The 25,442-nt window shown below is 56.9% G+C and carries 27 protein-coding genes; 6 read left to right on the top strand and 21 right to left on the bottom strand.

All coding sequences use genetic code 11. From position 1 onward, the window contains the following. The first annotated feature begins 298 nt into the window (after nt 1–298). From AAY24_RS03135 to AAY24_RS03125, 3 genes are read left to right on the top strand one after another with little or no spacing between them, the layout of a single operon-like run. Nucleotides 299–1,312 carry a DctP family TRAP transporter solute-binding subunit gene (locus AAY24_RS03135; protein ID WP_335337208.1) on the top strand — a complete coding sequence of 338 codons (1,014 nt, stop codon included), beginning with the start codon at nt 299–301 and terminating at the stop codon, nt 1,310–1,312. A 60-nt stretch (nt 1,313–1,372) separates the two neighbouring features. Beyond that, entirely contained in the window at nt 1,373–1,867 is a 495-nt protein-coding gene (locus AAY24_RS03130) for a TRAP transporter small permease (protein ID WP_046858448.1), read from the top strand. Then, nucleotides 1,857–3,161, top strand: a complete 1,305-nt coding sequence (locus AAY24_RS03125) for a TRAP transporter large permease (RefSeq protein WP_046858447.1) — start codon at nt 1,857–1,859, stop codon at nt 3,159–3,161. Before AAY24_RS03130 ends, AAY24_RS03125 begins: the two co-directional genes overlap by 11 nt. A gap of 53 nt (nt 3,162–3,214) precedes the next feature. Here AAY24_RS03125 and AAY24_RS03120 read toward each other — a convergent pair whose 3' ends face one another. From AAY24_RS03120 to eutS, 18 genes are read right to left on the bottom strand one after another with little or no spacing between them, the layout of a single operon-like run. Next, entirely contained in the window at nt 3,215–3,769 is a 555-nt protein-coding gene (locus AAY24_RS03120; protein ID WP_046858446.1) for a BMC domain-containing protein, read from the bottom strand. Between the two features lie 2 nt (nt 3,770–3,771). Further along, a complete protein-coding gene (locus AAY24_RS03115; RefSeq protein ID WP_046858445.1) occupies nt 3,772–5,106 on the bottom strand; it encodes a 4Fe-4S dicluster domain-containing protein in 1,335 nt (444 codons plus the stop codon). A 17-nt stretch (nt 5,107–5,123) separates the two neighbouring features. Beyond that, a complete protein-coding gene (gene eutL / locus AAY24_RS03110; RefSeq protein WP_046858444.1) occupies nt 5,124–5,780 on the bottom strand; it encodes an ethanolamine utilization microcompartment protein EutL in 657 nt (218 codons plus the stop codon). Between the two features lie 44 nt (nt 5,781–5,824). Beyond that, entirely contained in the window at nt 5,825–6,739 is a 915-nt protein-coding gene (gene eutC, locus AAY24_RS03105) for an ethanolamine ammonia-lyase subunit EutC (RefSeq protein ID WP_046858443.1), read from the bottom strand. A gap of 11 nt (nt 6,740–6,750) precedes the next feature. Then, complete coding sequence (locus AAY24_RS03100) at nt 6,751–8,115, bottom strand: ethanolamine ammonia-lyase subunit EutB (protein ID WP_046858442.1); 1,365 nt, start codon at nt 8,113–8,115, stop codon at nt 6,751–6,753. Between the two features lie 10 nt (nt 8,116–8,125). Then, nucleotides 8,126–9,556: an ethanolamine ammonia-lyase reactivating factor EutA gene (locus AAY24_RS03095; RefSeq protein ID WP_046858441.1), complete on the bottom strand. Its 1,431-nt coding sequence runs from the start codon at nt 9,554–9,556 to the stop codon at nt 8,126–8,128. Next, the gene (eutH, locus tag AAY24_RS03090; RefSeq protein ID WP_335337207.1) at nt 9,546–10,844 is read right to left on the bottom strand and encodes an ethanolamine utilization protein EutH; all 1,299 of its coding nucleotides are present in this window, start codon (nt 10,842–10,844) and stop codon (nt 9,546–9,548) included. Before eutH ends, AAY24_RS03095 begins: the two co-directional genes overlap by 11 nt. Before the next feature lie 37 nt (nt 10,845–10,881). Further along, nucleotides 10,882–12,114 (bottom strand): iron-containing alcohol dehydrogenase, encoded by a 1,233-nt coding sequence (locus AAY24_RS03085; protein WP_046858439.1) that lies wholly within the window; start codon nt 12,112–12,114, stop codon nt 10,882–10,884. Next, nucleotides 12,107–12,964, bottom strand: coding sequence for an ethanolamine utilization protein EutJ (eutJ, locus tag AAY24_RS03080; RefSeq protein ID WP_046858438.1), 858 nt, complete (start codon nt 12,962–12,964; stop codon nt 12,107–12,109). The genes AAY24_RS03085 and eutJ overlap by 8 nt, the downstream gene beginning before the upstream one ends. A gap of 10 nt (nt 12,965–12,974) precedes the next feature. Then, complete coding sequence (locus AAY24_RS03075; RefSeq protein ID WP_335337206.1) at nt 12,975–14,381, bottom strand: aldehyde dehydrogenase family protein; 1,407 nt, start codon at nt 14,379–14,381, stop codon at nt 12,975–12,977. Between the two features lie 21 nt (nt 14,382–14,402). Further along, nucleotides 14,403–14,705, bottom strand: a complete 303-nt coding sequence (locus AAY24_RS03070; protein ID WP_046858437.1) for a EutN/CcmL family microcompartment protein — start codon at nt 14,703–14,705, stop codon at nt 14,403–14,405. A gap of 47 nt (nt 14,706–14,752) precedes the next feature. Then, on the bottom strand, nt 14,753–15,073 hold the full coding sequence (eutM, locus tag AAY24_RS03065; protein WP_199930478.1) for an ethanolamine utilization microcompartment protein EutM: 321 nt from the start codon (nt 15,071–15,073) through the stop codon (nt 14,753–14,755). Nucleotides 15,074–15,114: 41 nt separating this feature from the next. Next, nucleotides 15,115–15,417 carry an ethanolamine utilization microcompartment protein EutM gene (eutM, locus tag AAY24_RS03060; protein ID WP_234422272.1) on the bottom strand — a complete coding sequence of 101 codons (303 nt, stop codon included), beginning with the start codon at nt 15,415–15,417 and terminating at the stop codon, nt 15,115–15,117. A 23-nt stretch (nt 15,418–15,440) separates the two neighbouring features. Continuing rightward, nucleotides 15,441–16,421, bottom strand: coding sequence for a phosphate acetyltransferase (gene pta / locus AAY24_RS03055; protein ID WP_046858435.1), 981 nt, complete (start codon nt 16,419–16,421; stop codon nt 15,441–15,443). Next, complete coding sequence (gene eutT / locus AAY24_RS03050) at nt 16,418–17,242, bottom strand: ethanolamine utilization cob(I)yrinic acid a,c-diamide adenosyltransferase EutT (RefSeq protein WP_046858434.1); 825 nt, start codon at nt 17,240–17,242, stop codon at nt 16,418–16,420. Before eutT ends, pta begins: the two co-directional genes overlap by 4 nt. Nucleotides 17,243–17,256: 14 nt before the next feature. After that, nucleotides 17,257–17,922 carry an ethanolamine utilization acetate kinase EutQ gene (gene eutQ / locus AAY24_RS03045; RefSeq protein WP_046858433.1) on the bottom strand — a complete coding sequence of 222 codons (666 nt, stop codon included), beginning with the start codon at nt 17,920–17,922 and terminating at the stop codon, nt 17,257–17,259. Nucleotides 17,923–17,967: 45 nt separating this feature from the next. Further along, complete coding sequence (locus AAY24_RS03040; protein WP_046858432.1) at nt 17,968–18,492, bottom strand: EutP/PduV family microcompartment system protein; 525 nt, start codon at nt 18,490–18,492, stop codon at nt 17,968–17,970. Further along, nucleotides 18,471–18,833, bottom strand: a complete 363-nt coding sequence (eutS, locus tag AAY24_RS03035; protein WP_046858431.1) for an ethanolamine utilization microcompartment protein EutS — start codon at nt 18,831–18,833, stop codon at nt 18,471–18,473. Before eutS ends, AAY24_RS03040 begins: the two co-directional genes overlap by 22 nt. A gap of 694 nt (nt 18,834–19,527) precedes the next feature. On the opposite strand from eutS, the gene AAY24_RS03030 reads away from it, so the two are divergent. From AAY24_RS03030 to AAY24_RS03020, 3 genes are all read left to right on the top strand, one after another. Further along, nucleotides 19,528–21,024, top strand: a complete 1,497-nt coding sequence (locus AAY24_RS03030) for a CoA-acylating methylmalonate-semialdehyde dehydrogenase (protein ID WP_046858430.1) — start codon at nt 19,528–19,530, stop codon at nt 21,022–21,024. 47 nt (nt 21,025–21,071) lie between these two features. Next, nucleotides 21,072–21,944: a 2-hydroxy-3-oxopropionate reductase gene (locus tag AAY24_RS03025; protein ID WP_046858429.1), complete on the top strand. Its 873-nt coding sequence runs from the start codon at nt 21,072–21,074 to the stop codon at nt 21,942–21,944. Nucleotides 21,945–22,036: 92 nt separating this feature from the next. Then, nucleotides 22,037–22,435, top strand: coding sequence for an OsmC family protein (locus tag AAY24_RS03020; protein ID WP_046858428.1), 399 nt, complete (start codon nt 22,037–22,039; stop codon nt 22,433–22,435). A gap of 21 nt (nt 22,436–22,456) precedes the next feature. Here AAY24_RS03020 and AAY24_RS19100 read toward each other — a convergent pair whose 3' ends face one another. Genes AAY24_RS19100 through AAY24_RS03010 form a run of 3 tightly spaced genes read right to left on the bottom strand, consistent with a single transcriptional unit; the run spans nt 22,457 to nt 25,439 of the window. Further along, nucleotides 22,457–22,633: a hypothetical protein gene (locus tag AAY24_RS19100; protein WP_199930477.1), complete on the bottom strand. Its 177-nt coding sequence runs from the start codon at nt 22,631–22,633 to the stop codon at nt 22,457–22,459. Nucleotides 22,634–22,666: 33 nt separating this feature from the next. Then, a complete protein-coding gene (locus AAY24_RS03015; protein WP_046858427.1) occupies nt 22,667–24,028 on the bottom strand; it encodes an amidase in 1,362 nt (453 codons plus the stop codon). Next, nucleotides 24,018–25,439 carry a TRAP transporter large permease gene (locus AAY24_RS03010; RefSeq protein ID WP_046858426.1) on the bottom strand — a complete coding sequence of 474 codons (1,422 nt, stop codon included), beginning with the start codon at nt 25,437–25,439 and terminating at the stop codon, nt 24,018–24,020. Before AAY24_RS03010 ends, AAY24_RS03015 begins: the two co-directional genes overlap by 11 nt. Between the last annotated feature and the right edge of the window lie 3 nt (nt 25,440–25,442).

The raw sequence follows: 25,442 nt of genomic DNA, 5'->3' as shown, positions 1-25,442 counted from the left end.
AAACCAGTTGACCTTATGCCACCTGGCGGGTCTTCGGGGCGTCTGCTGCGCGTCCAACATGGCTGACCGATTCCCCTGATAATAATCTGCAAATTCCCCTTCAAGCGATCGCTCATTCACAGATCCGGGTGGCCGGTAGGGCTGGCCAAATCGCAGAAAGAGGAATATTTCGACTAATAGTTAACGGATTACCGATTAATTTTGCGTCGCCATGAATTAGCCTTCTATAATTGGCAGTTGCAGTCAGCGCCCCCGGGTATTACTGCCTCCATAACTCAAAGATCAACTAAAGGAAGATATGATGCTGAAACGTCGCACCTTCATGGCCGCCGTGGCCGCCACTTTGCTGTTCAGCGCCAGCGCCAGCGCTGAATACAAATCAGAATACACGGTCTCTACTGTACTCCCCTCGGCATTTCCCTGGGGGCAGGCTGCCGATAAATGGGTAGAGCTGGTTAAAGAGCGTTCGGAAGGACGCATCAACATGAAGATCTACAGTAACTCCCAGCTGGTCTCCGGTGACCAGACCAAGGAGTTCTCTGCCATGCGTTCCGGTCTGATCGATATGGCTGTTGGCTCCACCATCAACTGGTCTCCCCAGGTACCGGAGCTGAATCTCTTCTCCCTGCCCTTCCTGATGCCGGATCACAGCGCCATTGATGCCATCACTCAGGGTGAGGCCGGAGAAGCGGTATTTGCAGCCATTGAGAAGCGCGGCGTAACCCCCCTCGCCTGGGGTGAGAACGGTTTCCGGGAGCTCTCCAACTCCAAACGGGAGATCACCAAGCCGGAAGATCTGCAGGGTCTGAAGATCCGCGTGGTGGGCTCGCCCCTGTTCCAGGACACCTTTACCGCCCTGGGCGCCAACCCCACCCAGATGAGCTGGGCAGACGCCAAGCCGGCCCTGACCACCGGTGCGGTGGATGGCCAGGAGAACCCGCTGTCGGTGTTTAACGTGGCCCGTATTGATCAGGTCGGACAGAAATACCTGACCCGCTGGCACTACATGGCCGATCCGCTGGTATTTGCCGTCAGCAACCGGGTCTGGCAACAGTTCAGCCCGGAAGATCAGGCGCTGCTGAAGCAGGCCGCGATTGATGCCGGTAAATGGGAGATTGAGAAATCCCGCGCCGAGTTGAACGACACCCTGGCGAAGATCAAGGAGCGTGGCGTAAAGGTCACCGACCTGACACCTGAGCAGCATGCAGCCTTCGTGGCAGCCACTGCTTCGGTTTATGAGAAGTGGGCGCCGCGCATCGGTGAAGAGCTGGTGAGGAAGGCCCAGGACGCCATCGCCAATCGCAATAAATAAATATAAGACTGTGTTGACGCCCGCCATCCGGCGGGCGTCGTTGTCTGTACCGGAGTTACCATGTCTGTCCGTCCCCCCAAGTTCAGGCCCGAGGCCTGGTTGGCAAGCCTCTCTTTGATTGCTATCTGTCTGATCAGTCTGGGCAATGTGATTATTCGTTACGCCACAGACGCCTCATTTGCATTCACCGAGGAGTTTTCGGTCTTCTTTCTGGTAATTCTGACCTTCGCGGGAGCTGCGGTGGCCTCGCGCCATAATCAGCATATCCGTATTGAATTAATCGAACACCACCTGCCGGTCGGCGCAAGGAAAACCGTCTTTGTACTGCAGTGGCTGGCCGGGATGGTTGTGATGGGGGTGACCTGCTGGTATGGGGGCAAGTTCGCCCTGGAGGAATACCAGTGGGAGTCCCTCTCTCCCGGTCTGGGACTACCGAACTGGATATATGTTATCTGGCTGCCGCTGCTGTCGGGGGCCATCATGATCCGCATGACACAGAATCTGCGTGATCGTCTGCAAGGCAAAGATGGTCCGGCGGTGATCCATGAGTCCTGATCTGCTGATGATCGGCAGCTTTCTGCTGTCACTGCTGCTGGGCATGCCGGTGGCCATTGCACTGGGCTTTGGCGGTGTGGTCGGCATTCTGGCCGGACTCTCCCCGGACATGCTAGCGACACTGGGAACCAACACCTACAACAGCGTCGCCAAGTATCCCCTGATCGCCATCCCCCTGTTCATTCTTACCGGGCTGATTTTTGAACGCGCCGGGGTAGCGGCCAGCCTGGTCCGTTTCGCCCAGTCGGTGATCGGTCCACGGCATGGCGGATTGGCGGTGGTCACCGTGCTGGTCTGCCTGATCATGGGTGGTATGAGTGGTTCCGGCCCGGCGGATGCGGCGGCCGTGGCCATGGTGATGCTACCCAGTATGCGTAAGGCGGGTTATCCACCCCCCTTCTCCGTCTCGCTGATCGCCGCCTCTTCATCAACCGCGATTCTGATTCCACCGTCGATTGCGCTGATTCTCTACTCCATCGTGGTACCAGGCGTGGATCTGCGGGCCCTGTTTGCCGCCGGACTGTTCCCCGGCATTCTGGCCGGCGCTTCCCTGCTGGTGCCGGCTCTGTACCTGTCCCGGAAATTTGGCTGGGAGAATCCCGAGGTATCTGAGCGGCCGCCGTTCTGGCCCAGCTTCAAGGCGGCCTTGCCCGCGCTGTTTGCTCCGGTCATTATTCTGGGTGGCCTGCGTTCCGGACTCTTCACCCCTACCGAAGCGGCGGTGGTGGCGGTCACATACGGCGTGATCGTAGGCAGCGTCATCTACCGAAACCTGAGCTTCGGCAACCTGTTTAATCTGATGACCGAAGCGGCGGTCACCTCGGGTGTGGTGATGTTCATTATTGCGCTGGCGGGCATCTTTGCCTGGGCAGGTACCACCCTCGGTACCTTCCAGCATCTGGCGGAAGGATTACTCTCTTTGTCAGATAGCAGTTGGGTATTGCTGGGCCTGGTGATGATTCTGGTACTGATTGCCGGAATGCTGCTGGATGCGGTATCGATCTACCTGATCCTGATCCCGATCATTCTGCCGATGATGAACCACTTCGGCTGGAACCCGATCTGGTTCGGTATTCTGCTGGCCATGAATATCGCTATCGGTCAGTTCACACCACCGGTAGCGGTCAATCTGATGGTGACCACCCGGATCGCCAATGTCCGGCTGGAACACACCCTGGGCTGGGCCATGATCTTCATCGCCGCCATGGCTTGCAGCCTGTTGCTGGTGATGCTGATTCCGGGGATTGCCCTCTGGTTGCCGGAGCAGCTGGGTTACGTGGTCGGGAAGTGGTAAACGACGGCGGTACGTTCAGGGCCTGATCGCCCGGCCAGTCGCAACAGGCCAGATCAGACCCTGTCCCGCAGTATCTCTTCCCGGGGTTGCGGTATCACGACCTTCTCCACCAGCACGCCCTTGGCCCGTATAAAATCGGTACCGGCATCCACAGCGGCGGTTACCGCGGCCACATCGCCGGTCAGGGTGGCATACCCCTTGCCGCCAATGGCCATGGCCAGGTGAACATCAATCAGCTCCACATTGGCCGCCTTCACCGCCGCATCGGCCGCCTCGATAATGGATGCGACCGAGAATGTTTCAATAATCCCCAGCGCTGCGGTCTTCTCTATCACCCGGGTTCCGCTGATGGCCCCAAACACCGAAGGGTGCACGTTGGGTATCACCAGTTCATCCACAATGGTTTCGCTACCCAGATGCAGGCCCGCATCCATGGCCGACTCCACCGCTGCCACATCACCGGCCACCATCACCATAAACTTTCCCGGACAGATGGTTCGGTTAAACAGTATCTCCACATCGGCCGCTTTCAACATGGCATCCCCCACTGCGTAACCCTTGGCAATGGAGTTCATCTCGATCATACCGATAGCGCTTTTTTTACCCATAATCAGTTTCCGCCGCGCTCAATTTCAATCATTTCACCAATCCCAACCACCGTACCAGTGATGCTGGCGTGTAAAGGCACTCCCATGGCATCTTCAGGTGGTGCCGCAATCACGTCACCCATTTTCACCTTGTCACCCACTTTGACCGTGGGCGCCGGTCGGGCACCCATGCGCGCATGCAGTGAGATGGTCACCCGCTCGGGAACATCCTTAACATCCAGCCAGGGCGCACTCCGATGGTCATATTCGTATAGGCCCAGACGCTTGACCAGACGCTCGGTAGGCACGCCCCGATACTCACGCATACCGTGGACCGGCCGGGTCTGTTCCTGCAGCTGTTGTGCCGTCTGCCACATATCATTGGCTTTCAGATCCCGTTTGGTGGCCGCACAGACTGCGCAGGGGTTGAGTTGTTCCGGACAGGACCAGAGTGAACATACATTACATTCACAACAGGCCTGGGCATACAGCGACAGCGTTTCACTCAGGGGGTCCGTGGTCAGTAAGGAACGCATCACCAGATGTGGCTGAATCGGGTAGCCCAACAGATAGCGCGGACACATCTCTGTGCACAGGGTGCACTGGTCACAGGCCGATTTACCGATCCGCCTGAAGGCCTGTTCCGATTCCGATTTCCGGACCACCAGGTGGGACTCCGCCGGCATCACCAACAGGCCGCTGGTCATGGCCGTAATGGGCGTGGAGAGATCCCGCTCGATCGAACCCATCATGGCACCACCTTCGATAATCACCGGCGATTGACAGCTTATGGCGCCCGCCAGTTGCAGCACATCCGCGTAGGACATGCCGATGGGTAACCAGGCGGTAAACGGACGCTCCACCTCTCCATGCACCGTTAACATGGTATGGGTCACCGGTTTGTCACGGGATGCGGCATACACATTCATCAGTGTCTCCACATTCTGCACCAGCACCCCCACATCCTTGGGTAAGCCGCCCGCCGGAATGCGCTGCCCGGTCACTTCGTACACCAGTTCATACTCATCACCGGCAGGATAGACATTGGGCATGATCTTCAGATCCATATCGGCCGGTAACAACGGCTTGATATGATTGATCGAATCCTGATGTTTCTCCTTGATGCACAAAACAGCGCGGCGGGCGCCGATATGCTCCATCAGCAACTTCATGCCCCCCAGCAACTCCTCGGTGAACTGCTGGATCACCACCTGATCCTTGTTGAGCAGCGGTTCACACTCGGCGCCGTTGGCGATCAACAGATCCGCCTGCGTGGCAATTTTGACGTAGCAGGGAAAGCCGGCTCCACCAGCACCCACAACGCCCGCCTGTCGTACCTTATCCTGTAACCCGTTCACGATTCATTCCAGACCCGCTAGATATCAATGGGCATGCCGGCAACATCCAGCACGGCCTGTTGGAATGCCGCGCAGGCGGCACCACAGGCGGCTTGGGTTCCGGTCAGATAGCCACCGCCGTAGTTGGTTTCAGAAGGTGGTGCGAAGAAAGTGGCCACCTCCACATCCGCCGCTTTCAGGGCCGCATCCATCCCGTACATCGCCTCCAACGGTGGTGCAATCAGATAGGCCAGCGCCTGGCCCCTTGGTACACCGCCCTCTTTGGAGAGATAACTACCGGTGGAAGACACCAGGTGGGCGAAGAACGCCAGGCTGCCATCTTCATTAGCTGCCTTGAAAGCCGCCTCGTTCTCGATCACCTCTCTTGCCCGTTGCAATCCGGCCCGAACGTCAGCCGGCCCTGGTCCCGCCAGGATGCCGATAATCTCACCCGATAACGGGCCGGAGGCGTGCGCGGCGCCGGCGTAGAAGGAGTGCGCATACACCACTTCCACCTCAGCGGCCTTGGTGGCCTCATCGAGCGCGACATAGGTCACATCGTCACAATCCGAGGTCAGCATACCGATGCAACGCTGGTTGCTCTTCAACTTGAACTGCTCGGCCATACCCTGATCTACCGAGGCGATGACCCGAGTCGCAAGTACCGATGCTCTGATTTCGTCTAATACACTCATGCTATTTGTCCTTGGTCTCTTGTCGTGAAACTGATGGTGGAGACTCAGCGTTTAAGCTTCAGTCCACTCGCCTTCTGCTCCAGCATTTTCTTGGTCAGATCAACAATTACAGCCGCCGCCTCAACCGGAGGCGTTCCTCCCGAATGAATATTGGAGATCACCATGCGGTCGGACTCCACGGTTTCCGGGGTAGGCTTGTAAACGCAATAACAGCTCAGGCTCTCCGACTGGCCCAGTCCCGGACGCTCGCCGATCAGCAGCAGGTTCGCCTCCGCCTGCAACATGTAGCCGATCTCATCCTGTGCCTTGACCCGGCCATAGCGCAGGAAGAAGGGAGTACCCACGTCAAAACCGGCATTCTTGAGTCCCTTCAGCAAGGGTGGTAACAGTTCGTCGTAGTTGTTGGTCACCGCATCCGTACTCAGGCCATCGGAAACCACCACCTGAACCTGTGGTGCTTTCTTACAACGCTCCATGACGATTTTTTTGCTCTCATCCGAGAGCATGCGACCCAGGTCGGGGCGGGTCAGATACTCATTCTTATCCGTCACCTGTGACTGCACTTCCCACATATCATGTTTGGCCAGCCACTCCGGCGTAATCTCCTTAACCACGGTATCCTTGGAGCGGGAGTGATCAGCAATGAAGCGCAGCAGGGAGATCGTCCGTGGTCGTGGACCGGCACGGCCCTGGCATACCCGGGCGGCCGTCTGGCTGATCATGTCATCATTGACACTGGGATTGTGGGCATTCCTGATCCCGTTCCAGCGGATGAACTTCTTCTGACTCAGATCTTCCAGACTCTCGCCATCATCCACCTGTACAGCATCTGCAGCCGCGCCCTGCCCGGCGTTTCCCACCGAGCTGTCAATCGTTGTCACCTTACCCGGCTTCACATCATTCACACCCAGTTCACGTAACACCGAGTTCACAATAGTTTGAATACTCTGTTCGTCCATTGTCATTACCCTCAATCAAAGAATATGGATGGATCTCCGGCGCGAGCCGTCAGTTCGCCATTCTCCATCAGCCCCATGCGCTCCATCCAGGCTTCAAACTCCGGCGCCGGACGATAGCCGAGTAACCGTCGTGCGGTAACGACGTCGTGATACCCCGTGGTCTGGTAGTTGAGCATGATGTCGTCGCCCAAAGGCAGAGACATCACATAGTTACAACCGGCCGCTGCCAGAAGCACAGTGAGGTTTTCATTCGAGTTCTGGTCGGTATCGGCGTGGTTTGTGTAGCAGGCATCGCAGCCCATGGGTATACCGGTGAGCTTGCCCATGAAGTGATCTTCCAGGGCAGCCCGGGTGATCTGTTGATGATTGAACAGATACTCGGGACCGATAAAACCGACCACCGTGTTAAGCATGTGGGGGTTGTAACGTTTGGCCAGTCCGTAATTGCGCGCCTCGATGGTCACCTGGTCGGCACCATGATGGGCGTTAGCAGACAAGGCGGTACCCTGGCCGGTCTCAAAATACATCATATTGGGGCCAGCCAACTTGCAGTAGTGCTTGCCCAGTTCATAGGCCTCGTCGAGCAACTCGACAGTGACACCAAACTCCGCCAGGCCCTTTTCAGTTCCGGACAGACTTTGGAATATCAGGCCACCCGGTGCACCCTTTTCAATCGCTTCCATCTGGTTGCTGACATGGGCCAGCACACAGCCCTGGGTGGGAATATCCCACTTATCGGTCACTTCCTTGATCGCTTCCAGAATCCGCCGGGTGTTCTCCACTGATTCGGTCACCGGATTGACTCCAATCACCGCATCACCACAACCGTAGGAGAGCCCCTCATAGGTCTGTACGATGATACTGTCGATATCATCCCGGGTATCGTTCGGTTGCAGACGGGAGGAGAAGCGGCCCGGCAATCCGGTGGTACAGTTAGCTTTAGATACCACATAGAGCTTTTTGGCTCCCACCATCAGGTCGGCATTCGAGCAGATCTTGCAGACCGCTGCGACCATCTCGGACGTCAGGCCGCGGCGTAACCGCTCGTAATCCTCGTGGGTCGGTGTGTCATCCAGGATATACTCCCGCAACTCACTCACGGTCCAGTTTTTGATCTCTTCATAGATCGCCGTATTCACCGAGTCCTGAATGACACGGGTGATCGCATCCTCTTCATAGGGTACAACCGGGTTTTCCCTTAAAGTCTCCAGGCGCATCTCACTGAGCACCTGTTTTGCGGCCACCCGCTCCTGTGCTGATGACGCGGCCACACCGGCAAGCACGTCGCCGGATCGAAGCTCATTGGCCTTCGCCAGTACATCCTTTACGTCTCGAAACTGGTAGACCTGGTTGAATAGTGTTGTCCGTAATTTCATGAATTACCTCCTAAGCAGGAAATGCCAGGGACTTGATGGTCAGTGGTACTACTTCACCACCGAAGAAGCTCTGGCCTATATCAATGTAATCGCCTTCTCCCGTGCGCACCTCATCAATCACCAGCAGTTGCTGTGGGTTTATCAGTGGCTGCAGCTCCATGCCGAGAACTTTTCCCAGATCATTCTCCGTCACTATGATGAGTGGAGCATTGTGATTACCGTGTTGCTGATAGAAGTTGGCCAACTGCCGCGCACTGCTACTGACGGCTTCGTAGTTAATCGGCATACTTGCATCAAAGGCGATAGCGTAACGGTCTTCGGTCAGATTAAGGTCGAGGCGATGCCCGGCATTGACCACCTGCTCAGAGACATCGGAGGGCGTGCTCGACCAATCGATATTGGGTTGTAGAACGGGAATATTCCGTATTGGCAGATCCTCTGAATTCAACCAGATGGAGCTTCCTGACAGGGAGAGTGTATAGGTGCCGGCGCCAATGACGGTCGCCTGCAGCGTGTGCTGGGGCTGCTTCAGTTTATATTCTGCCAGGCGCTGATTTGCATAGAGCGACCGGGCCAGCAGAACACCGATATCCTGCCAGTCAAACGAACCCAGCTCTCTATCCTTCAATTGATAAAAACAGTCCCCCACACCACCACTCAGAAATACCGCGTCCAGACGTTGATCCGGTTTCAATGCGGGCGTCATCAACAGGCTGCTGCAAAGTTCCGAATGACAGCCATCGATCGTTTCCACTATCAAGCCAGCCATCCGGTCAGCAATCTTTTCCAACTTATCCATGTCCAGGCGATCTGCCGACAACTGCTCACCAAACAGTTCCGTTATCACCCCCAGGGCCGGTTTACGAATTCTGGTTACCCGCCCGTTTAAATCGGTCTCCAGCAGATGGCCACCCACGTTGAGGCAGGCCGTCTCCACCGTTTTGCCACTGTCGAAAATCACGTAGTTGCTGGTACCGCCGCCTATATCGATATTCAGCACCCGCGCATGATTTTTCTTGGAGTATTCACCTGCGCCACTACCCCGCCCCGCAATGACCGACTCCAGATTGGGGCCGGCCGTGGCAACGACAAAATCACCCAGCTTTGCGGCCAGATCCATCACCGTATCCCGGGCGTTCCTGGCTTTGGATGTTTCACCGGTAATGATAATGGCACCGGTCTCTATATCGTCCAGCGTGAGCCCGGCTTCTTTCAATTGCAGATCGATAAACTCCTGCACCCGCTGTACGTCCACTATTCCCTCTTCGGTTAGTGGCGTACGTATGACGGGGCTTTGGAAGGTAATCGCGCGCTCGATAAACTCGTAGCGGGGCACCTGAGTAACCGGCGCACGATTAACCATTCCCAGGCGTGAAAATATCAGCTGTGTTGTCGTGGTGCCGATATCCACACCCACACTGTGTACCGTTTTACGGTTCACTGGTTACCTCTGCTTCCTGCTTCGGTTCATTGTTACCGGCTTTTGCCGCTGACTTATCAATCGATGCAATCATCTTCTTGGACAGCAACATGGCAAACAGGACCGCGGTAATACCACCTACCAGCTTGCCGATAATGACCGCCATGATCATGTCTGGCTTGTTGGCTGCCGTGAAACCGAGATGATCACCAAAAGTAAAGGCAGCACTGACCGCAAATGCGGAACAGAGAATCTTGCCCCGGGCATCCATATCCTTCATCACCTGGAACATCGGGATATTGTTTGCCAGTGTGGCAATCAGGCCGGTTGCTGCGGTCGGATTGACATCGAGCATGCTGCCCATTTTCAGCAGTGGCTTCTCAAACCAGCGGGTCAGCAACAACACCATCGGGTAGGCACCCAGCAGAATAATGGCGATAGAACCAATCACTTCGATGGCGCGCATATCCACACCGGGCACATCTCCCTCGACCATAAAGATGGGATCCATACCGGGTATCAAGGTAATTCCAACCGTCCGCTCCAGTACCGCCGCCATCAGGCCGATGGTAATAAAGGCCACCAGGAACTTGGCGAAGATTGAAAAGCCGTTGATCATACGGTCGGGTATCAACCACAATCCTGTTGCGATCAGGGCCGATACGATGATCACCGGTATGAGATTCATAAAGATCAACGGCAGATTAAACTCCACCAGTTGATCGGTTCCGGGAATCATGACGTTGGAGGCCATGGCACCCAGTCCGCCCGCTATACAGCCGAGGGGAATGGTGACGATACCCGCCAATACACCGGCTGCCAGGTAGGGCCTGTCCTTCACATCGATAATGCCCACTGCCACGGGGATGGAGAACACGATGGTCGGACCGAGCATGGCACCCAGTATCAGGCCGGCGTACATCCAGGCGCCGTAGTTAATGACACCATCTGCACCGGTGGCCATCTCCTTGGCCAGGAAGTAGCCACCCATATCGTTCGCCAACAGCGTGGTGGCAAACATGGCGGGGTCTGCGCCCAGAGAGGTATAGATGGGTACAACGATGGGAGAGAGTACCTTGGCGAGCACCGGGGCGATTGCGATAATACCCACCATCGCAAGCGCCAGGGCACCCATGGCGTTAAATCCCTCTTCAAACTGATCGCCAGCACCTCCTATGGCTTTGCCCAGTTTGCCCAGGCCAATCTTGTCCAGGACGGCTTCCGCCCCCCCGAACTGCTGGAATACGCGATCCAGCGCGCCTATGACCATGAAGGTCATCATGATGTATAGAATTATCTGATTTAACATTCCCATGATCTTCTCCCCGTCTTGTCGACGTTGGGTTTCAGCTTGTGGCTCTTTCTAACAGCTGCATAACGTCTGCTTTGGTAACGTTACGCGGATTAGATTCAACACAGATATCCTGCAAAGCCTCGTTCGCCAATTCACTAAAATCATCCAGCCGTGCACCGTAATCCGAGAGGCTTTCAGGTAATCCGATATCTCTCAATAACTGGCGTACCGCCGCAATGCTGGCGTCACACTGTTCACGTTCATTCATACTTTCCCGCGCCACACCCATGGCCTGGGCAATGGCTGCAAACTGGCTGCGGCACACCAGGGCGTTAAACTCCATTACATAGGGCAGCAGAATGCCGTTGGCCACGCCATGGGGTATGCCGTACTGGGCGCCCACCTGATGCGCTATTGCATGCACCAATCCGAGTCCGGCGTTGCAGAATGCCAACCCGGCCTTGTAGGCAGCGACTGCCATCCCCAGCCTGGCCGGCATACAGCCGCCACTTCCCACGGCCGTCGGCAGTTCATTGTGTATGCCGGTAATTGCTGAGGTGGCCAGCGCCCTTGTCAGTGGATTGGCACTGGCGGAAACGTAGGATTCGATGGCATGGGTCAAGGCGTCGATGCCGGTGGCCGCAGTAATCAGGGGAGGCAATCCGAGCATCAGCCCGGGATCTATAATGGCCAGGTCGGGCATCAGATCCGGCAGTTTGGCAACAAACTTCCTACGTTCATCAATATGCAGGATGACACTGATATCGGTCACCTCAGAACCGGTGCCGGCGGTGGTCGGTACGGCCCCCAGACCGAGGCTCCGCCGTCCCTCAAAACCGGGGTCGGTGAGTTCGTCCACGCTGCAGTTACAGCTTTTCATCACCGCCACTGCCTTGGCCGCATCCATGGCGGATCCACCCCCGAAGCCCAGTACGAAATCCGCATCGCAACGGGTCAGCATGGCGAGCGCCTGCTCCACCACTTCGGTGGTTGGCTCGCGCTCGACGCCGCTAAAGACGGTGCAGTCGATATTGGCCCGCTTCAGACAACGCAGGGTGCTGCTCAACAGGCCAAGTTCATGGACGGTCTTATCCACCACCGCGAACACATGCTTCACCCTTTGCTGACGCAGCAGTTTTCCAATGGTGAGTATCGACCCTTCACCCACGACAGCCTGTCTGGGGGAGTTGAAGTGGAACACATTCCTCGGCGTCAGCTCATCCACGGTTTGCGCCACAACGCTCTCCACTGTTGCTGCATCGAGAAATGTATCTTGGTTATACATAGCCCCCCCGATTAACCAGTTGAGCCGTTTCGGTAGTTGAGAATGCCGCAATGGCCAGAGGCGTCAGGTAGATGGGCTGGGACGGAATGACCACCTGGATATCCGGGAACTCGTTGGAGAAAACCTGGGCGAAGCCGTGTAACGCACAGCAGCCACCGGTCACATAGATCACCGGCGGGGCGTGTTCCGCAATATGGGCCTTTACCAGGTCGGCCATTTTCTGGATAACCGGCCGCACCACCTGCAGAACATCACCACTCTTGTCCTGGCGTTTGATTAACTCGGCCTCTTCATAGTTCAGCCCGTTATGGCCGGCCAGGGTCAGGGTAATGTGGTGCCCGCCCGTGGGGTCATCCACCGACTTAACAACACGCCCTTTTTCAATTATGGCCGTACCGGTGGTACCACCGCCGATATCCACCACTGCGGCATGGTCCAGTTGCAACAGGGCCGCCACACTGCAGGGTTCATCCACTACATCGGTGACCTCGATACCGGCCGCTTCCACCACGTTGACTGATATGCGGGAGTCGGTGCCGGGGGGGAATGAGGTCACCGCCTGCTCTATATTGATACCAAGACGCTGGTTAGCGCGCTGCAACTGCTGTTTGACAATCTGACAGGCCCCGAAGTAGTCCACCACCACGCCATCCCGAACCACGTCAGACCAATCCAGATAGCAGGCCACTGGATGGTTGTTTCCATCCAGTATAATGGTCTGAATATCGGCGGTACCGAGATCGATCCCCACCTTGTAGTCGTTGCCCTCATAGGGGACGACGGTATCGTCATTAACGATCGCTGATGCCTCGTTCAGCAACTGGTTGACGGCTGTGATATCTGGCTTCATGAATTGATCCTTATACAATCCTGAAAGCGTCGACCAAGGTACAACGGCGCTTGCGAACAAAAGTAGACGCGTTAGTCACACCCTCACCCGTGGGGGTGGATATGGTCATGGAGGTCCAGCCTTCACCACCCGCTCCCAGACCTGCCAGACAGGGGCCATTTTTGACAAACAGGCTGGTATTTATCTCTGCGGCCATGCGTGACAGATTGTCGATATTGCGCGAGTGCATGGCAGCGGAATGGAGATTGCCCTTCTCCAGCTCGATGGCCCAGTCAATGGCCTGATCCACATTGTCTGCGCGAATCAAGGGAATCACCGGCAACATCATCTCGGTACGGGCGAAGGCATGTTTACGATCCGTTTCCAGTACCAGCAATCGGGTGGAGTCGGGAACCTTGAAGCCGGCAGCGGCTGCGATCTTTGCCGCATCCCGACCAATCCACTCCACTTTGGATCTGGGGTTGGGACCCGGATAATCGGCCAGCACCAGCTGAGCTACCGCCTCCCCCTGCTCTTCCGTCAGCAGGACCGCACCGTTATCACACAGGGCGTCTATCAACTCGTCGGCGATGGTATCGACGGCGATAATCTCTTTTTCATCGACACAAACAATGTTGTTATCAAACGAGGCCCCCTGCACGATACTGATGGCAGCCCGTTTGATGTCTGCGGTTTCATCCACCACTACCGGTGGATTGCCCGGACCGGCGGCAATCAGCCGTTTATCGGTCACCTTGCGTGCCGCCGCCACTACTGCGTCGCCACCGGTAATCGTCAATAGACGGATCCCCGGATAGACAAACAGCTGATTGGCTACGTCAATGCTTGGAGTCTCCACACAGGTGACAATGTTTGACGGACCACCAACACTGGCGGATGCCTGGTTAACCAGCTGAATAGCCCGCAGGGAGACCGCCTTGGCCGCCGGATGGGGTGCAAAAACCACCGCATTACCGGCCGAGATCATACTGATACTGTTGTTCAGGATGGTGGCTGACGGATTGGTCGATGGAGTGACCGAAGCGATGACGCCCCAGGGCGCGTTTTCAACCAGTGACAAACCGTGATCGCCACTGATTGCCATTGGATATATCGCTTCGATGCCCGGTGTTTTATCGATCACCAGCTGGTTCTTGATGATCTTATCGGAGACCCGGCCGAAACCGGTCTCCGCGACACCCATCTCGGACAGCTCCCTTACATGTTCGTGCCCCAGCTTACGAATAGCAGCGATAATTGCTCCCCGCTGAGCCAGGTTACGCACTTGGCGTTGTGCGGCGCTTGCCGCCGCCACTGCATCATCAAGCGACCGGAATACACCATACTGTTCGCCATCCTGTTGCGGTGCATGCAGTTTATCGATGACTCGCCGCACAATCGCTTCTATCTGTTGCGGATCCAACTGCTGCTGTGCCATACCTATGCCTCACCTAATCTACTACTGCGATTGATTTTTCTTGAACAGGGTTCCGGCGTCACTGGTTACTTCATCGACAATACCCACGATGCTCAAATCCACCGGCACCTGGCCACTGCCATCCACTGACATTCGGGCCGAACTACCCCCGACTACCAGAACCCATTCACCCTCGCCGGCACCCAATTTATCGACCGCCACCGAAACCGATTCCTCCGGTGTACCGTCCTGGTCGATAAACCTGACCAGTGTCAGCTTATCCATACCAAGTCGATCACTGCGTACCGTTGCAACAACCTGACCCACTACTTTTGCAAGTCTCATGTTTCAGTCATCCATTTGGTTGTTCCTCAGCCCGACACGGCCTGCCTTTAACCCGCAGTCTTCTTCGGTGCTGGTTTTTTGGCTGCCGGAGCTACCGGGGTAATGGGGAATATTTTCTCCAGATCCGCATGCGGTCTCGGAATCACATGAACAGCGATCAGTTCACCCAGTCGCTGCGCCGCCGCTGCTCCGGCATCAGTCGCCGCCTTGCAGGCCGCCACATCGCCGCGCACCAGGGCCGTCACATAACCGTGACCGATCTGTTGATAACCGACCAGTTCCACTCGCGCTGCCTTGACCATGGCATCCGATCCCTCAATCAATGCGGTCAGTCCTTTTGTTTCAAGAATGCCCAATGCTTCCATCATGATGTAATCCTCTTTACGGATGTTGTTAAGACAAAGAACCGTTAATTGTCCCCGGATAACTTACCGGTGCTGGTGATCGGGAAAATCGATTCCAGATCATCATGGGGACGCGGTATCACATGTACGGCGACCAGTTCACCCAGACGCTGAGCCGCTGCTGCGCCGGCGTCTGTTGCCGCCTTACATGCCGCCACATCACCCCGAACCAGCGCGGTTACCAAGCCACTACCGATCTGCTTGTAACCAACCAGTTCAACCCGGGCGGCTTTGACCATGGCATCTGATGCCTCAATCAATGCGGTTAACCCTTTGGTTTCGATAATACCGAGTGCTTCATTCATGATTATTTCCCTCTCTAGAACGTCGTTTAACGTGTAGCCAGGCACGATGCCAGGACCGCCAGGTCCACAATGTCATCAACACTGCACCCCCTGGACAGATCGTGCATGGGTTTCCTTAACCCCTCCAAAAAAGGGCCAAGAGCCTGGTAATGACCCAATCGCTGGGCCACCTTGTAGGCGATATTTCCCGCATCCAACGATGGAAATATCATTACATTCGAATTCCCCTGTAACGGGCTATCCGGTGTTTTTCGTGCGGCCACTTCCGGTACAACCGCCGCATCAAACTGAAGCTCACCATCGACAATGAGATCAGGCGCTTTGCGATGAACCAGTTCAAACGCCTCCCGAACCCGCCGTGCCGATGGGTGATCCGAACTCCCCTTGGTGGAGAATGACAACATCGCCACCCGGGCGGTATCACCCGTCAGTTTTTCAAAGTTTTCTGCCGCATCCATGGCGATCTCCGCCAGCTGTTCCACTGTCGGGGTGGGTACCACACCGGCATCGGCGAACAGGCGTACATCACTGCCATCTGCAGACGTCATCAAAAAGAACGACGAGACGGTACGGTGCTGCTCGGCAACGCCAATTACCTTCAATGCGGTGCGTAACACTTCACCGGTGGTGGAGAGATTGCCGGCGATACAGATATCGGCCTGGCCGTTGCGCACCATCATGGCGCCATAATTGAGCGGGTTTCGCATCGCCTGACGGGCATCATCACGACTCATCTCTTTGTCGCCGAGCCCCATATAGGTGTCTACATACTGTTCGAACAGGGTCGATTGATCCGGATAAGCAATGCTGAAACAGGGCATCGATGCACCCCGGCGCGAGGCGTAATCCCGCAACTCGAACGGATTGCCGATCAGTATCGGCTGGGCCAGTCCCTCGCTCTGCAATTTGTTTGCTGCATGCAGTAAACGGATATCAAGCGCATCGGGAAACACGATCCTTTGCGGATTTTTTCTGCAATTGGCGCGGCACTGTTCCAGCAGTTTCATACGGCCACCACCTTTTCCACCTTATCAACCGCTCCAGACTCACTGACCACGGTCATTATGGACAGTACGTAGAGCGCACTACTGAGTCGATTCAGGCCCTGTACGATATCCTCCCTGGAGAGGGTGAATTCGTCGGTCACATAGACCCTGCACGCTTCCAGCTCAACTTCCCGTGACAGGGCCCGTAAAAGATTCAACATGGCCGCATTGGCGCCATAGGAGGCGTCGGGAAGCAGATGATCATGCCCCAGGAATTTGAGTGGCTGATGGGAGACCTGATGTAGGGCCTCTTCATCCAGCGATCCCATCTGCAACGGCTGGAGCTGCTCTCCGGTCACTTCACTTCGCAGCACATCTCCCATGTAGGAGCGCAGATCCGCCAGCAGCTTGTGCAGCAGCGGGTATTTGTGCTCGGGATCAAACCGGGTCTGAACATCGATGGTTTGGGCGATCAGGGTATCGAGTTTGCCGCGCAGACTGATCCTGGGATGGGTCTTCGGCACCAGCCGATCACAATCCAGCAGGGTCAGCAGCTCACCCTTCTTATCCACATGGCTGTTACAGACGGCACAGCTGTTTGCCGGGCGATGATTACCCCCGGTGAGGGGATGCACCTGTACCAGTTGCTCACCCCTGTCCTGCTTGTTCTTATCCAGGTACACCCGGCCTGCCTCGTCCAGGTAGCGGATGCGAATCTTCCGTTCAGCCAGTAACTGGGCAGCCGACGGGGTCAGGTTGGAACCGGCGGGCAGATGAATTTCGCTGCCGTGGGTTAACCCGAACTTGTCTCGCAACCAGGATTCTGTGATGAACTTAGGCATGATCGTATCGGTCCCTAGGCATCCGACCAGTCAGCCGGATAGGAGATGTAAACAAAACGCACCTTGCTGGGTGTGCCGAACTCGATGGACGAGCCTTTGGGAATAAAGAACACATCACCCGGCTTACCGATGGAGGTTTTACCTCCACAGGTGATGTGCAACTCTCCCTCCAGCACCACGTCTATCTCGTCATAATTCAATGTCCAGGGAAAACTGGAGTTCTCCCACTGCATGAACCCGGCGCCAATGGAACTGCCATCTTCACTGCCGATCACATCGGTCAGGCCGATATTCTTGCCCGGCGCCCCATCAAAGCGGCCGAACCTGACTGAACCACCCTTTACCAGCACAATGCCGCTATCCGATACATCCCGTTCGCAATAGGGGCCAATCGCCCCCTGCGCCAACTCCCGCAACGCCTTGTTCACCAGCTGCTCAAGCAGTGCGGGATCACATTTTCCGGCAGGCAGCCTGGCCTCCACAGCTTCACGTATTGCCTGTTTGGGATCTTTGGCAGAGATGCCATCGGTCTGCGGGGTATCCACGATACTGATACCCAATTTACTCGCCACATCACGCGCTTCAGGCGTGATAATCATGGACTGCATGGCGAAATCGAGTTTAACTCCGCCGTCGCGATGGAGTTTTCTTATATCCTCGGCGGTTATCAGCGTTTTCATGAGCTATACCTTTTATCGCTACTTGTGTTGTCGTTTGACGTTCATTCACGCCGCCTTGAATCGATACTTTGGGGGAGCGGTTCCCAACGGCCCCTTCCGCAGATCTGCCAGGTAGGCCCGCAGCTCCGCCACACCGGCACCCGTGACAGTTGACGTTTCAAAGTAGGGTTCCGGAACTCTGTTTTCCCGCAGAATCCCACGCGCTCTCTCGACATCCGCATCCGGCAGATCAACCTTACTGATGACACCGATCACTCGCTTGTTCGGATAGACCTGCAACAAACCGGCAGGCATGGAGAAGATGGCGCTGTTGGCAGGTTGGAGATAGACGATGGTGTTCACTTCCAGCACCGTCGAAAGCAGCGCACCGTAATAGGCGTGAACCTCGGTAAACTCTCCCGGCGTGTCGATGACATTCTGACCATGAAAAATCGCCGACTGGGTCTTCCGAACCTCGTCGTGGTTCTGCAACAGGGCGTTCATCAGGGCGGTCTTACCACAATCGACTTCACCCACCAGGGCAAAATCGGTGGGCAACTTGTCAGACCCTAGGTGCGTGTCGCTGCACATACGCTAAACCCCATGACCGTTTCCAGTGTGGTCAGTACAGCACTCAGGGACTCTTCCACTGCCCCTATACTTCCGGTCACAACCAGTGCGCCGGAAAACCGGTCCAGAAAGCCAATCTCTACAGATGCAAACTTGGTCGCCACATCGCCTGCGATAATCGCGGTCTCACCTGGTGTGAGAGTAAGGATACCGATGGCTTCAGCGTGATCCACGCCAACCTTGTGGCAGAGTTCTTCGGTGGGGTTGGCCAGCAGATGAGCCAATGTAACCTGCTTGCCAGGTACATACTCCTGGATAATTCGTTCAATATCGGTCGAATCATCATGGCCAAGGTGGCTCACTGCTTTTCTCCCAAATTGTCAGAACGGTTACATTCAACAACTATCAACTAAAGAATGATCATTTCCCTAGAAATCAAAAAAGTCCTGTTAAACAAGACCTTTTAAATGTTGTGAACTCCATTGAGCAGAGCGACGGATACACACCATTTTGCCGGGCCGGACCATGACTTCCACCACTGCTCCCGACCGGGAAATCCGCTATCCGGGATGACCAGACTGCCACCCTGTTCAAGCGCGAATGTAGTGAACGATCCCCCATGTCAATGATGACTCCTGTGACGCGGTTGTGCTCTTTCCATGGGCATTATCAGGCGTTCGCTGTAACCACATAATTCGAACAACTACGTAACCTGTTTCGGTTTGTACGTAGGCGATAAAACGGTTCCAGTCCGGTGAACGAAACAGCATTTCATATCGGATAACCATACCGGGGCCAGCCTGCCTCCACAGACCAATCCGGCTTCTGTTATTTTTCTTTAAATATCAATGTATTTGCCGATTTTGCGATCACCAAACCAGGTCATCAGGCAGCCCATCAACACCACCCCGGCCGTGCCGAAAGGGGGCATAAGGTTGCTGCGGATAACCCGGTGGCCCGAGAGGGCCTGCGACACATTTCCTGACCCAGATCAACAGAGCCGGATTTTTGGTCTAACTTAACAGTAGCGTCGGCAACTTTTTCGGGAACAGACATATGGTACAGACTCTACGACACTATATAGACGGACAGGCGATTGAGGGGGAGAGCGGTCGTTATGGCGATGTTTTTAACCCCGCCAGCGGGGAACTCAGGGCCCGGGTGCCGTTGGCATCACCCCACGAAGTGGCCCGGACAGTGGAAGCGGCCCGGGCAGCATTTGACGATTGGCGAGACACCCCGCCCCTGCAACGTGCCCGCGTGCTGTTCAGATTCAAGGCTCTGCTCGACCGACACCTGGATGAACTGGCGGAACTGGTCTCCGTCGAGCACGGCAAAGTGCTTAGCGACGCCCGGGGTTCGGTGATCCGGGGCATCGAGGTGGTGGAGTTTGCCTGTGGCGCGCCTCACTTGTTGAAAGGGGATTTCTCGGAAAATGTCGGCACCCAGGTGGACAGCCACTCAATGCGCCAACCGCTGGGGGTCTGTGTCGGTATCACGCCATTCAATTTTCCCGCCATGGTGCCGATGTGGATGTTTCCGCTGGCGATTGCCTGTGGCAACACCTTTATTCTGAAGAGTTCCGAAAAAGTCCCCTCCACTGCCCTGCGACTGGCGCAACTGCTTAGCGAAGCCGGTCTGCCGGATGGTGTCATGAATGTATTGAACGGCGACCGGGAAACAGTCGACGCCCTGCTCACCCATGCCGAAGTAGCGGCCGTCAGTTTCGTCGGCTCCACACCGGTTGCTGAGCGGGTCTACCAGACCGCTTCCAGCCACGGCAAACGGGTCCAGGCCCTGGGTGGTGCCAAGAATCACATGGTGGTGATGCCGGATGCGGACATGGATCAGGCGGCAGATGCACTGATAGGGGCCGCCTACGGTTCCGCCGGTGAACGCTGCATGGCGATCTCCGTGGCCGTGACGGTGGGCGATACCACAGCCGACGCCCTGATTAAACGGCTGGTGCCCCGGCTCAGGGAGCTCAAGGTAGGCCCCGGTAGCGACCCCGAGGCTGAGATGGGACCGCTGGTCACCGCCGAGCATCGGAAGCGCGTCCGGGATTACGTGGACCTGGGCGTTCAAGAGGGGGCAGAGCTGCTGGTGGATGGCCGTAACCTGACTATCCCCGGTCATGATAACGGTTACTTCCTGGGGGGCTGCCTGTTCGACCGGGTATCGCCGGCGATGCGAATCTACCAGGAGGAGATCTTCGGACCGGTGCTTTGCGTGGTACGGGTGGCGGATTTCGCCGCCGCGCTTCGCCTGGTCAATGCGCACGAACTGGGTAACGGGACAGCCATCTTTACCCGGGATGGCGATACCGCCCGTACCTACGCCGCCCGGGTACAGGTGGGCATGGTAGGTATCAACGTACCGATTCCGGTCCCCATGGCGTTCCACAGCTTCGGCGGCTGGAAACGCTCTCTGTTCGGCGACGTCCATGTGCACGGTATGGAGGGGATCCGCTTCTATACCCGATTGAAGACCATCACCACACGCTGGCCTGAAGGCATCCGGGCCGGGGCTGACTTTCATATGCCGACCATGTAGCCGGCAGGAAAACCACAAAAGCAATTACCAAGGAGGCAGAGGCCAATATGAGCAAGATTGGATTTATCGGAGTGGGCATCATGGGCAAACCCATGGCTGAACATCTGCAGGCGGGAGGACATCAGCTCTACCTGGTGCGACACCGCACCCCCCTGCCCCAGGCGCTGCTGGAGGCTGGCGCGGTGGAGTGTGACTCGGCCAGAGCCGTGGCCACACAAGCAGACATTATTATCATCATGGTGCCCGATACACCCCATGTGGAGCGGGTGCTGTTTGGAGAGGATGGCGTGGTTGCGGGACTGTCACCGGGAAAACTGCTGATCGACATGAGTTCCATCTCCCCGATCGAAACCCGTACCTTCGCCACCCGGATCAATGAGCTGGGTTGTGATTACCTGGATGCCCCGGTATCCGGCGGTGAGGTGGGCGCCAAGGCGGCCACGCTGACTATCATGGTGGGCGGTCCGGAAAGCGCATTCGAAAAGGCCCGGCCACTGTTTGACCTGATGGGCAAGAACATCACCCGAGTCGGGGAAAATGGCGCCGGCCAGACCTGCAAGGTAGCCAACCAGATTGTGGTCGCCCTCACTATCGAGGCGGTGGGTGAGGCGCTGCTGTTTGCATCCAGAGCCGGGGTGGATCCGGCCCGGGTCAGGGAGGCACTGATGGGCGGGTTTGCCGGCTCGAAGATCCTGGAAGTGCATGGTGAACGGATGATCAAGCGGACTTTTGATCCGGGCTTCCGCATCGCCCTGCATCAGAAAGATCTCAATCTTGCACTCACCGGGGCCCGGGAACTGGGCCTGAGCCTGCCCAACACGGCCACCACTCAGGAGCTGTTCAACGCCTGTAACGGCGATCTGGACCACTCCGCACTGGTGAATGCCCTGGAGGCGCTGGCGGATCACAGGGTCGCCTAGCGCAGATAAAAACCCGGAGACGTAGCGCCGGGTTTCCAACCATAAGCCATACTTCTTTCACCGGAAGACCCATTACTACGAGGAACACAATCATGCCAACAGTCCACATCACCGTCGACCAGCTGGATCACTCATCGTCCCGGGGACAGGCCGGTGATCATACGCACGTCATGGATCGCCCCGAGGCCAAGGGCGGACAGAACAGAGGCCCCATGGGGGGGCAAACACTGCTGATGGGACTCGGTGGCTGTTTCATGAGCAACCTGCTGGCGGCGGCCAAGGCACGGGATATTGAGATCAGTAATGCCAAAGCCGAGATAGATGGGGAGCTTGCCGACAGTCCGGCCCGCTATACCGATATCCGGATGACCGTAACCGCTCACTGCTCCGCCCCGGAGGAGCTGGAAAAGCTGGTCACCATCGCCGAGCGAGGCTGTATCGTGGCCAATACCCTGGCCAAGGCGGTCAACCTGACCATTAAGTGTGGATGACGCCTGTCGCCGGGTTACTGGTTAACTGCTACCGCTCTTACCACCGTTTCGCAGCGTGTGCCAGAAGTCGTAGATCGCCAACAGGGAGACCAGCCCGATCACCAGGATCAGATCGAGATCCGGTACGAACCAGGCGACCACGCCAAGGAAGGCGATCATGGTGGCCAGCGCCACTATTGCCATAATCTTGTCTGTCATATTACTCGACCTGTTGCAGACCTGACGACATGTTCAGGTTCCCAAGCTGTTGACCAACCAGCGCGCTGTACGTAACAGCTGTCCGTCGGCATGGCGTCGACCCACCAGCTGTACACCGATGGGTAACCCGTTGGCACCATTCAGCAGTGGCAGCGTTATCGCCGGCACGCCCAGGAACGACCACAGCACATTGAAGGCGGCGCTGCCGGTACTGCCCAATCCCGCCGGCGCCTCACCCGCCGTCGCCGGCGTAATGATCGCATCATAGCGATCCAACACTTCCCCCAGCCCGGCATAGAGCGGTTCGCGCCAATCGCAGGCGGCCAGATAATCCACTGCACTGATCTGCCGTCCCTCTTCAATCGCCCGGCGGGTCTCCCCGGCAAGAGTATCCCCTGCCCGGTCATAGTAGTGCCGCAGGTTGTGGGCAATCTCCGCCAGCATGATCCGTCGATGGGCTGCCGCCCCCTCTCTGAAGATCGTGGGCAACTCCACTTCATCACAGTTGTCGCCCAACGCCTCTGCCAGTTCCGCAAAACCTTCCGCGCAATCGGCGTCGATAGCGGACCAGGCGGGAGTCTTGATAAATGCCAGCCGCGGCGTCACCGGCGGATCGGTGAGTGTGGTCTCCAGTATCCGCGGTGCCGGCCCGGGCCGGGTGTCAGGATCAGCCTGGTCATGACCGGCCAGCACATCGGCCAGCAGTGCCGCATCCTCGATGGTTCGACCAAAGGTCCCAATCGTGTCGAGATGGCGTGATGTACGCAGTACACCACTGCGCGGAATCAGTCCAAAGGTGGGTTTGAAGCCCACCACGCCACAGTAGGAAGCGGGCCGGATCACGGAACCACCGGTCTGAGTGCCGATCGCCAATGGCACCATACCGCTGGCAACTGCCGCTGCCGAGCCGGAGGAAGAGCCGCCCGGGGTATGGGCCGGATCATGGGGGTTGCATGTTTTGGCCGGAGCCAGATAGGCACACTCGGTTGTTACGGTCTTGCCGGGAATCACGGCTCCGGCAGCCCGCAAGCGGGCCACCAGCCAGGCGTCATCTTCCGGTTGCCGACCCGCATCGAGGGGGCAGCCATTCTCGGTCGGCAGATCCTGGGTATCGATAATATCCTTAATACCGACCGGCAGACCATGCAGCGGCCCGAGCGGCCGCCCGGTCTGACGATAGGCATCGAGCCGCTCCGCCTGGTTCAAGGCGTATGCCTCGTCCAGGGTCGCCCAGGCCTGCACTACCGCTTCGCCATCGGCAATACGTTGCAGGCAGGTGCGGGTCAACTCCACTGCACTCAAGGCTCCGTCATAAAGACGCTGCCGCAACTCCAGTGCGCTCAGGTCAGCCAAACCGGGGGTATTTGTCACTGTTTTCAGTTGTTCAACGGCCATAGATCAGATCCGGCAGCCAGAAAGTGATTCCGGGGAAGTTATACAGGATAACCATGGCAAACAGCACCATGGCGAGATAGGGATAGTTACCCTTGAAGATATCGTTCAACTGCACATGGGGCGGCGCAATCCCCTTCAGATAATAGGCCGACATCGCCATAGGAGGCGTCAGGAACGAGGTCTGCAGATTGAGCGCCACCAGGATGCCGAAAAACAGCGGGTCGATACCGAAATGGGGCAACAGGGGCAGGAATATGGGTACGAAGATGATAATGATCTCCGACCACTCCAGCGGCCAGCCGAGCAGGAAGATGATGATCTGCGCCATGATCAGAAAGGTCACCGGCGAGATATCCAGGCTGGTGACAAATTCACTGATGATCTGTTCCCCACCCAGATAGGAGAATACCGACGAGAAGGTCCAGGACCCCACAAACAGCCAGCACACCATGGCGGTGGTACGCAGGGTCAGGTAGACCGACTCCCGCAGGCGCTGCCAGGTGAATGCCCGGTAAAGAAAAGTGAGCGCCAATCCACCCAGGGCACCCACCGCCGCCGCTTCCGAAGGTGTGGCCAGCCCGAACAGAATGGCCCCCAGCACCGCCAGAATAAGAAATGCCAGGGGGAAGAACGAAGTCAGCAGACGCAGCACAATCTGACCAACGGTAAACTCACCGATCTCGGCCCGGGTCGGCTTGGGTGCCAGTTGGGGTTGCAGCATGGATCGACCCACCACGTAGATCACATAGAGACCGGCCAGCATCAGCCCCGGCAGCAGTGCACCGGCGTACAGTTTTACAATGGATACACCGGACGCTGCCGCGTAGACGATCAACATGATGGACGGTGGTATCAGAATACCCAGTGTACCGCCGGCACAGATCACGCCGGAGGCCAGGCTGGTGTTATAACGGGCCTTGAGCATAGCCGGAAACGCCAACAGTCCCATCAGGGTCACCACCGCTCCCACAATGCCGGTGGCCGTGGCAAACAGGGTACAGGTTATCAGTGCCGCCACCGCCATCGAACCCGGTATGTGGCGTGCAGCAATATTCAGGGTGTGAAACAGTCGGGCAACAATATTGGCCCGCTCAACGATGTAACCCATGAACAGGAATAGCGGCACCGCGGTGAGTACATCGTTGTCCATCACCGAGTAGGTCTGATTGACGAACAGGTCAAAGATCCGGTTGTTAAACAGCCCTTCGATCCAGAGTTGAATCTGGGTCAGTTGATCCGCATCCGCCCGCACCGCCCGGTCATAGGCCCGCCACATACGGCCCGGGTCGAAGTAGGCGTAGTAGCCGAACATGATGCCCATGGCCATCAGGGTGAAAGCAACCGGAAACCCCAGCAGGATGATAAACAGGAAAATGCCCAGCATGCACAGCGCGATAACAGGATCAGACATGGC

Origin of the sequence: Sedimenticola thiotaurini (assembly GCF_001007875.1) — a bacterium.
Classification (GTDB): Bacteria; Pseudomonadota; Gammaproteobacteria; order Chromatiales; family Chromatiaceae; genus Sedimenticola; species Sedimenticola thiotaurini.
This window is presented reverse-complemented; position numbering and strand designations above follow the sequence as displayed.

Excerpts from the sequence above, each read along its gene's own strand:
- AAY24_RS03135 (WP_335337208.1), top strand. The coding sequence starts at position 299 with ATGATGCTGAAACGTCGCACCTTCATGGCCGCCGTGGCCGCCACTTTG.
- AAY24_RS03130 (WP_046858448.1), top strand. The coding sequence starts at position 1,373 with ATGTCTGTCCGTCCCCCCAAGTTCAGGCCCGAGGCCTGGTTGGCAAGC.
- AAY24_RS03125 (WP_046858447.1), top strand. The coding sequence starts at position 1,857 with ATGAGTCCTGATCTGCTGATGATCGGCAGCTTTCTGCTGTCACTGCTG.
- AAY24_RS03120 (WP_046858446.1), bottom strand. The coding sequence starts at position 3,769 with ATGGGTAAAAAAAGCGCTATCGGTATGATCGAGATGAACTCCATTGCC.
- eutL (WP_046858444.1), bottom strand. The coding sequence starts at position 5,780 with ATGAGTGTATTAGACGAAATCAGAGCATCGGTACTTGCGACTCGGGTC.
- eutC (WP_046858443.1), bottom strand. The coding sequence starts at position 6,739 with ATGGACGAACAGAGTATTCAAACTATTGTGAACTCGGTGTTACGTGAA.
- AAY24_RS03100 (WP_046858442.1), bottom strand. The coding sequence starts at position 8,115 with ATGAAATTACGGACAACACTATTCAACCAGGTCTACCAGTTTCGAGAC.
- eutH (WP_335337207.1), bottom strand. The coding sequence starts at position 10,844 with ATGTTAAATCAGATAATTCTATACATCATGATGACCTTCATGGTCATA.
- AAY24_RS03085 (WP_046858439.1), bottom strand. The coding sequence starts at position 12,114 with ATGTATAACCAAGATACATTTCTCGATGCAGCAACAGTGGAGAGCGTT.
- eutJ (WP_046858438.1), bottom strand. The coding sequence starts at position 12,964 with ATGAAGCCAGATATCACAGCCGTCAACCAGTTGCTGAACGAGGCATCA.
- AAY24_RS03075 (WP_335337206.1), bottom strand. The coding sequence starts at position 14,381 with ATGGCACAGCAGCAGTTGGATCCGCAACAGATAGAAGCGATTGTGCGG.
- AAY24_RS03070 (WP_046858437.1), bottom strand. The coding sequence starts at position 14,705 with ATGAGACTTGCAAAAGTAGTGGGTCAGGTTGTTGCAACGGTACGCAGT.
- eutM (WP_199930478.1), bottom strand. The coding sequence starts at position 15,073 with ATGATGGAAGCATTGGGCATTCTTGAAACAAAAGGACTGACCGCATTG.
- pta (WP_046858435.1), bottom strand. The coding sequence starts at position 16,421 with ATGAAACTGCTGGAACAGTGCCGCGCCAATTGCAGAAAAAATCCGCAA.
- eutT (WP_046858434.1), bottom strand. The coding sequence starts at position 17,242 with ATGCCTAAGTTCATCACAGAATCCTGGTTGCGAGACAAGTTCGGGTTA.
- eutQ (WP_046858433.1), bottom strand. The coding sequence starts at position 17,922 with ATGAAAACGCTGATAACCGCCGAGGATATAAGAAAACTCCATCGCGAC.
- AAY24_RS03040 (WP_046858432.1), bottom strand. The coding sequence starts at position 18,492 with ATGTGCAGCGACACGCACCTAGGGTCTGACAAGTTGCCCACCGATTTT.
- AAY24_RS03030 (WP_046858430.1), top strand. The coding sequence starts at position 19,528 with ATGGTACAGACTCTACGACACTATATAGACGGACAGGCGATTGAGGGG.
- AAY24_RS03025 (WP_046858429.1), top strand. The coding sequence starts at position 21,072 with ATGAGCAAGATTGGATTTATCGGAGTGGGCATCATGGGCAAACCCATG.
- AAY24_RS03020 (WP_046858428.1), top strand. The coding sequence starts at position 22,037 with ATGCCAACAGTCCACATCACCGTCGACCAGCTGGATCACTCATCGTCC.
- AAY24_RS19100 (WP_199930477.1), bottom strand. The coding sequence starts at position 22,633 with ATGACAGACAAGATTATGGCAATAGTGGCGCTGGCCACCATGATCGCC.
- AAY24_RS03015 (WP_046858427.1), bottom strand. The coding sequence starts at position 24,028 with ATGGCCGTTGAACAACTGAAAACAGTGACAAATACCCCCGGTTTGGCT.
- AAY24_RS03010 (WP_046858426.1), bottom strand. The coding sequence starts at position 25,439 with ATGTCTGATCCTGTTATCGCGCTGTGCATGCTGGGCATTTTCCTGTTT.